6 protein-coding genes are annotated in these 6965 nt (G+C 70.2%); 4 read left to right on the top strand and 2 right to left on the bottom strand.

The genetic code is table 11. The features are described from left to right. From VKA86_13535 to VKA86_13525, 3 genes are all read left to right on the top strand, one after another. Positions 1-1460 (top strand): ATP-binding protein (locus VKA86_13535; protein HKK72235.1); only part of this gene is annotated, 1460 nt, incomplete at its 5' end. A 40-nt stretch (positions 1461-1500) separates the two neighbouring features. Beyond that, on the top strand, positions 1501-2619 hold the full coding sequence (locus VKA86_13530) for a hybrid sensor histidine kinase/response regulator (protein HKK72234.1): 1119 nt from the start codon (positions 1501-1503) through the stop codon (positions 2617-2619). Between the two features lie 13 nt (positions 2620-2632). Further along, a complete protein-coding gene (locus tag VKA86_13525) occupies positions 2633-3241 on the top strand; it encodes a YfiR family protein (GenBank protein ID HKK72233.1) in 609 nt (202 codons plus the stop codon). Between the two features lie 9 nt (positions 3242-3250). On the opposite strand, the gene VKA86_13520 is transcribed toward VKA86_13525, so the two are convergent. Further along, the gene (locus tag VKA86_13520; protein HKK72232.1) at positions 3251-4246 is read right to left on the bottom strand and encodes an L-threonylcarbamoyladenylate synthase; all 996 of its coding nucleotides are present in this window, start codon (positions 4244-4246) and stop codon (positions 3251-3253) included. A 99-nt stretch (positions 4247-4345) separates the two neighbouring features. On the opposite strand from VKA86_13520, the gene VKA86_13515 reads away from it, so the two are divergent. Continuing rightward, complete coding sequence (locus VKA86_13515; protein HKK72231.1) at positions 4346-4714, top strand: translation initiation factor Sui1; 369 nt, start codon at positions 4346-4348, stop codon at positions 4712-4714. A gap of 10 nt (positions 4715-4724) precedes the next feature. On the opposite strand, the gene VKA86_13510 is transcribed toward VKA86_13515, so the two are convergent. Beyond that, a partial coding sequence (locus VKA86_13510; GenBank protein ID HKK72230.1) for a FlgD immunoglobulin-like domain containing protein occupies positions 4725-6965 on the bottom strand: 2241 nt, incomplete at its 5' end.

The raw sequence follows: 6965 nt of genomic DNA, 5'->3' as shown, positions 1-6965 counted from the left end.
CCGTGCGCCGCCCGCGATCCATCCGAGGCCAGATCCTGGTGGCCCTGCTGGCACTCACCATCGGTGAGCTGCTGATCGTGTCGGCCGCGGTGATCTCGCTCGAGACCTATCTGACCTCGCGCTCGCTCCGCAACGAGGTCGATCTGCTGTCGGAGGTGGTCGGTCAGAGCCTGCACGCACCGCTGGTGTTCGAGGACGAGATCACTGCGCGGGAGACCCTCGCCACGCTCGACCCCGTGCCGCACGTCCAGTTCGCGGCCCTGGTCACGGCCGAGGGCGACACCATGGCGACCTACCGGCGCGCGCATCCGAACGGAAGCGGCGCTCCGGAGGGCCGGCACCACGCCACTCGACCCATTGCCAGCCGCGGCCGCACGCTCGGCACACTGCACGTAGTCACCGACCTCAGTCCGGTGTGGGAACGCTCGCTGCGCTTCGCGGCGACTCTCGCGGTGATCTTCGTCGCGGCGGTGGGGATCGCCGTCCTGGTCGCCCGGCGCATCCAGGCCGCGCTCGCCCGCCCCCTGCAGGAACTCGCCGACACCTCGCGACGGATCACCCGCGAAGAGGACTACTCGTTGCGCGCCGCCGACCACACGGCCGAGGAGATCGCCACGCTGATCCGCGGCTTCAACACCATGATGGGCCGGATCCAGGAACGCGACGGCGAACTGCGCGACCACCACGACCAGCTCGAGTCGCGGGTCGAAGAGCGCACGGCCGAACTGACCCGCGCCAAGGAACACGCCGAGGACGCCGTCCGCGCCAAGAACGAGTTCCTGGCCAACATCTCGCACGAGCTTCGTACGCCCATGCACGCCATCCTGGGCTTCGCCGATCTCGGCAAGAAGAGGGGTGCCGAGGGTCGCGCGGAGAAGCTGCCCGGGTACTTCGACCACATCCTCGAGTCTGGTGACCGGCTCCTGGAGCTTCTGAACGAGCTGCTGGACCTGTCGAAACTCGAGGCCGGCAAGATGAAGTTCGAGTTCGGCCCGCACGACCTCGGCGCCGTGATCCGCAACGCCGTCGACGAGTCGCGCTCGCTGTTCAGCAACCGGGGCATGACGCTGCACCTCGAGGTCCACGACGAGATCGTCCTGACGATCGACCGCAACCGGATCCTGCAGGTGCTGCACAACATCATCCACAACGCCGCGAAGTTCTCGCCCCAGCAGGGCCAGGTGTGGATGAGCCTGCGCCGCGACGGCGACATGGCCGTGATCGAGATCCGCGACGAGGGGATCGGCATTCCCGAGCAGGACCTCGAACGCATCTTCCACATGTTCGAACAGGGCAGCACGACCCGGACCGGCGCCGGTGGCACCGGACTGGGGCTGGCCATCTGCGACCAGATCGTCGCGGTGCACCACGGCCGGATCCACGCCCACAACCATCCGGAGGGCGGTGCGGTCTTCGTGGTCGAACTGCCGCTCGAGCCGACCACGGAGGCCGTCCGATGACCCACCGACACCATCCGGCCCCACGACCGGGAGATCCCGCATGAACCGCCTGCCACGAATCCTCGCCGTCGACGACGATCCCATGAACCGGATCGTGGTCATGGAGTATCTCGAGGACGACTACGATCTCGTCGTCGTCGAATCGGGACAGGAGGCGCTCGACACGATTCCCCGCTTCCGGCCCGACGTGGTCCTGCTCGACATCATGATGCCCGGCCTGGACGGCTACGAGACCTGCCGCCGCATCAAGAGCGACCCGCACTCGCGCCACACCAAGGTGATCCTGGTGTCGGCCAAGGCCATGCTCGAGGAACGCCTCGAGGGCTACGAGGCCGGCGCCGACGACTACGTGACCAAGCCCTTCTCCGGTGACGAGCTGTGCGCCAAGCTCGACGTGTACCTGCGGCTGCGATCGGTCGAGGAGGTCGACGACCTCAAGGGACAGTTCCTGGCCCTGCTCTCACACGAGACGCGCACCCCGCTGACCGCGATCGCGTGTCCGGCGAGCCTGCTGCAGATGGAATTGACCGACCGACCCGACCTGCTCGAACTCGCGGGCACGATCCTCGGCGGCGCGCAGCGGCTCGAGACCATGATCGACCGCGCCCTACGCCTGTGCGAGTACAAGGCCGGGCACGTCCCCCTGAACCTCGAGGCAGTGGACCTGGGTGAACTCACCGACCGCGGCCTCGACGACGAGTCCGAACAGATCGAGAGCAAGGGCATCCGCATCGTGCGCGCCCCGGCCTCGGATCTGACCGTCGAAGGGGATCCCGAAGAACTGCAACTGGTGGTACGCAGTCTGTTGAAGCACACGATCGAGGGGCTGGACACCGAAGGAACCCTCGAGGTCGATTGGCTCGCCACGGCGGACACGGTCGAGATGCAGATCCGCGACGATGGCTCGACGGCCGACGAGAGCTGGACACCGTACCTGTTCGAGGACTTCTACGTGCCGTCGCTCGAGAACCACACCGGAAGTCTCGAGCTCGAACTGGCCCTGGCCGGGGCCGTGGTCCGCGAGCACGGAGGCGCCATCTCGGCCCGCGTGGACGCGTCCGGCAACCAGGTCTTCGACGTGAGGCTGCCCCGGGTGGTCGACCGCGAGCGAATCGTCACGACCGATCGCAAGTCATCGCTCTTCCCGGCGCTGACCTGAGGAGACCACGACCGTGCACGCGCACCGACACCCCTCCGGTCGCTCGACCGGGACCGCCCACGGCAGCCTCGTCGCTGCGGTGGGTCTGGTGGTGTGCGTGCTGCTGGCCGCCCTGACGACCGCTCCGCCTCCGGCGCGCGCCGGAACGGAAGGGCGCGAGGCCCTGGTGAAGGCGGCCTTCCTCTACCACTTCCTCGAGTTCGTCGACTGGCCCGACTCGGTGACCGCGGGCGAGGACGGCGTGGTCCGGATCGGTGTGCTCGGCTCCGATCCCTTCGGCCCGAAGCTCGACGAGGTGTTCCGCTCGTCCGACGACGTCACCACCTTCCGCGTGTTGCGATCGACGCGCGCCGACGACCTGGTCGACTGCCGCCTGGTGTTCGTCTCGTCCGACGCTCCCGAAGACTACCGCACGGCGATCGACGTGCTCGCGCCCCTGCCGGTGTTGACGGTCGCCCACCACGAGGGATTCGCCGCCGACGGCGGGCACATGAACTTCTTCGTGGAGAACGACCGCCTGCGCTTCGAGGTGAACCTGGCCGCCACCGAGGCCAGCGGCCTGCGGCTGAGCTCGCGTCTGCTGAAGCTGGCGCGGATCGTCGAGCCGACGTCGAGCCGTTGAGCCCTGCGTTCAGACCCTCTCGACGCGCGTGGCCGCCTTGCGCAGTCGATTGAGGATCGCCCGTCCCAGACCTTCGTCGGCCACCGTGCCCACCACGATGCGCGACACGCCGCGGGCGTCGAGCGCACGCAGGGCCGCGTAGAAGTCGTGCGCGAAGGCCTCGAGGTCGGCGAACGACACCACCCGGTCGCCGGTCGCGCCGAGTTGCAGACCGACGATGCCGACCGTGGGGTTCTCGGCGGCGAGCGCGGTCAGGTGAAGGCGGACCGCGTCGGGATCGCCCTCGATCAGGGACAGCGGCGCACGCGGGCTGTAGTGGCGGTACTTCATGCCGGGAGCGCGGGCGTCGGTCGTTTCGCTCGGCACCGCCACGGTCGGGTGCAGGTCCACCGCTCCGAGCACCGCCCGCAGCGCTTCGACCGGCACCGCGCCTGGTCGCAGCACCAGCGGGGGATCGACCGTGACGTCGACGACCGTGCTCTCGAGTCCCACGCGGCAGGCGCCGCCGTCGATCACCACGTCGACGCGATCGCCCAGGTCGTCGAGCACGTGCGTGGCCGTGGTCGGGCTCGGCCGTCCGCTGCGGTTGGCACTCGGTGCGGCCACCGGACCGGCGCCCTCGAGCAGCGCGCGGGCGACCGGATGGTCGGGCACGCGCACGGCGATCGTGTCGAGGCCGGCGCTGACCGCGGCGGGGAACTCCGGGCGCCGCGCGCCCACCAGGGTGAGCGCGCCGGGCCAGAAGGCCCGGGCCAGACGCTCGGCGCCGTCGGGCCAGGTGGCGAGCACCGCGCGCGCGGCGTCGGTCGAGGCGACGTGCACGATCAGCGGGTTGTCGTGGGGACGGCCCTTGGCGCGGAAGATCGCCTCGAGGGCCACCGGATCGTCGGCCCGCGCGCCGAGGCCGTAGACGGTCTCGGTGGGGAAGGCCACGAGGCCGCCGCGGCGCAGGGCCTCGACCGCCGGGCCCAGGTCGTCGTGTCCGGCCCGCAGAACCCGTGTCATGGTGGACTCCCGGTGCGCGCACCCTGCCTTGCGCGCCGCGACGCGCTCCCCTACGCTGCGGCACGCTCCTTCGGATCTCCCGCTTCCATACTCCCTCGCATGGCCAAGCGCAAACGCGATTCCGGCGACGGCCTGGTCTACTCGACCGACCACGGCCGCATGTGCCCCGACTGCGGACGTCCGGTCGACGACTGCACGTGCAGCACCATCGCCGGCGCGGTCACCGGCGACGGCCGCGTGCGCGTGCGCCGCGAGTCGAAGGGACGCAAGGGCAAGACCGTGACCGTGATCGAGAGCGTGGCGCTCGATCCCTTCGCCCTGGCCGCACTGGCCAAGGAGCTGAAGCAGCGCTGCGGCAGCGGCGGCACCGCCAAGGACGGCCGCATCGAGATCCAGGGCGACCACGTCGAGCTCGTCGTCGACGAACTCCGCGCGCGCGGCCACGACGCCAGACGCGCCGGCGGTTGATCGGCGCCCGTCACTCCAGCAACAGCATGGAGCGCGAGAGCGTGCGGCCGTTCGCCTGCAGACGGGCGCGGTAGACCCCGCTCGCCACCGGCGTGCCCGTGTCGTCGCTGCCGTCCCACCGTCGTTCGTGGTGGCCGGCCTCCAGACGTCCGTCGACCAGCGTGCGCACCCTGCGGCCGGCGGAGTCGTAGATCGTCAACCGTACCCGGCCGGTGCGCACCGTCGAGAAGTGCAGCGTGGTGGCCGGGTTGAAGGGATTGGGCACGTTGGGTCGTAGGTCGACCGCTCCGATCGGCGCGGCCGGTGTGTCGGTGGTCGTCACCGGAAGCACCAGCGCACTGAGGTTGCCCGCGAAGTCCGTGGCCGCCACCCAGTAGCGGTATGCCCACGGACTGGCTCCCCCGAAGTCGGTGTCGGCGAAGGCCGGCAGCACGGTGGTCACCAGCGGTGCGGCACCCGGGTCGGGTACGGCGGCCGCGTCGTCGGTGCGGAACACGACGTAGCCGCCCAGGTCGGTCGACGTCGACGGGTTCCACGACAACTGGTTGCCGTCGCCCGTGTACGACACCACCAGCTGGCCGGGCGCCTCGGGCGAGAGGTCGTCGGTGGAGTAGCCACTGTCGACCGGCGAGTCGAAGAACACGAAGGGATCGTCGGTCATCGCCGAGACGAAGAAGGCCGACCAGCAGTCGCCGTCGACGATCGTCGAGTCGCACAGCGTATCGGCCACGAGCTGGTAGCCCTGGTCGCCGCGGGCGGGAACGGTGGCCACGAAGTCCCAGCCCAGCAGTTTGGGACGACCCTCCGGCGCCGTCTTCGTGGGCGCGTCCTGACGCCGGTACACGCCGTAGCCGGTGACCGTGACGTCGAAGCCGAGGGTGTCGAAGGCGCTGGCACTCCAGGTGACCCGCACCCGTCCTCCCTGGTCGGCCGGAATGTCCTCAACCGCCGCGATGATCGGTTCGGCGGCACATCCCTGCCCGCGCGCGCCGATCCGCCCGCAAGCCGGGTCGCCCGTCGGCGAATCCGGCAGGCACGGCGAGATCGACACGAGCGTGTAGCTGCCGCCGTTCGGATCGCAGAAGATCGGGTCGACGCTGATGTTGCCGCTCTCTCCGAGCAGTCCGTCGAGCGGGCCCGTGTAGTCGCTGCCGTTGTCGAACACGTTCGTGCACGTGACCACCGGCACCGTGCCCACCGACGACTCGTAGGCCGCCCCGGTGTTCGTCACCACGATCGTGTTGGCCACCGTGACCGAGTCGTGGTCGGCGAACACGGCCGCCGCGGCGTTGGCGACGAAAGTCGCGCGGACCACGTCGAGGCTCGAGGGCTGCGACGTGGGAACGGCCTCGAGCCCTCGCCCGCCGTTGCGCGCGACCACGGTGTCGCGGACGAGCACGAGCGGTGATGCGGTCTTCAGGCCGCCCGCGGCGTTGTCGACGATCTCGCAGTCGAGCACGCGGGTGGCGTCGTCGCCGTCGTCGATGGTCGTGCGCTTGTGGTTGCCCGTGCGCGGCAGGCCGCCCGTGCCCGTGGTCACCCCCCAGCCCTGGTTGCGCGCGATCGCCGTGCGCTCGAGCCGGAAGGGCACCGACGCGCCGGCCTGCAACCCGTCGCCCGTTCCGTCGAGGATCCGCGAGTCCTCCACCACCAGGCGCACGAAGGTCTCGGTGACGACGCCCGTGGCGTTGCCGCGCAGCTCGGTGTCGCGCACGCGCACCGTGTCCGACGAGTCGGCCGACAGCGCGAGCCCCCGCGTGGTGTTCGAATCCACGCGGCACGACGCGATCAGCGACGTGCTGCCCGCCGAGACGAGCGAGATCCCCGTGTCGTTGGCCACCACGTCGGCGTTCGCGACCTGCAACCGTTCCCACGACTCGAAGGCGAACTCCACGCTGCGGATGCCCGTGGCGTTGCCCCGGTACACGCCGTCCTGGTCGTCGACGCCCGCGGCGTCGGCACGCACCCCCGCCGTGGTGTTGCCCACGAAGACCGACGACCGCAGCGCGAGCGTGCTCCAGAATCCTTCCACGCCGACCGCGTTCGACTCGAAGCGGCAGCTGGTGATCGTGGCCGAGGTCGGATCGGCCGGCTCCACGAACGGCGGAATGCCGCGCACCTCGACCGCGCGGTCGCCGTTGCGGAAGGTCAGTGCCTCGAGCACCGGACCCGCCGTACTGTCGGGCGATGTGGATTCGAAGAAGACTCCGTTCGCGCCGTCGAGGTCGAACACCACCGCGGTGGCATCGCG

The organism is Candidatus Krumholzibacteriia bacterium (assembly GCA_035268685.1).
Taxonomy (GTDB): Bacteria; Krumholzibacteriota; Krumholzibacteriia; order JAJRXK01; family JAJRXK01; genus JAJRXK01.
This window is presented reverse-complemented; position numbering and strand designations above follow the sequence as displayed.